This is a genomic window from Frankia sp. AiPs1 (genome assembly GCF_023716945.1).
GTDB lineage: Bacteria > Actinomycetota > Actinomycetes > Frankiales > Frankiaceae > Frankia.
Map to the genome: position 1 here is coordinate 1 of NZ_JAMQQF010001154.1, position 628 is coordinate 628.

Consider the following 628-nt stretch of genomic DNA (forward strand, 5'->3'; position numbering starts at 1 on the left):
GCCCCGAGCTCGACGCGGCCCAGGCGGCCCACGCGCACCTCGCGACGGTCCTCGAACGCGGGCTGCCGACGGCCGCCGCCGGAACGGGTGGGCCGCTGTCGGTCGTCGCCGACCTGTCCGACGACCCGGGCCCGTGGCTGACGCGGCTGCTGCTGGCGGTCAACGCCGACCGGCTCGCCGTGATCGTGACCGCCGACCATCCCGTCCTTGGCGCCGGGGACGGCTCGCCGGATGCCCTCGCCCCGCTGCGGGCGAAGTGGGTCCGCACGCCCGAGCACGACGCCACCACCACCGCTACCGACGCCACCACGGTCACCGCCACCGCCACCGACACCTCCGCCGCCGATCGACACCACGGCGGGGACGCGGCCCGGGATGCGGCCCGCCTGGTCACGTTCGCCGCGGTCGACCCCGCCGTCCTGGACCCCGGCACGCGCCTCGCCCGCTGGCTGCTGGACCGGCCGCACGGCAAAATCGGCAACGTCTGGCGCGATGGCCTGATCCGGATCGCCCGGACGCCCGAGGGCCGCGCGCCGTCCCAGCGGGAGGCCCTGGCGGCCGCACGCCGGGCCGTCGCCGACCCCGATCTGCTCGCCGCCCGGCTGATCGACCTGCCGCGACACTCGCT

At 77.7% G+C, this 628-nt stretch carries 1 pseudogene; it reads left to right on the forward strand.

The features are described from left to right. A pseudogene (locus tag ND748_RS33410) lies at nt 1–628 on the forward strand (putative methyltransferase); the annotation flags it as partial.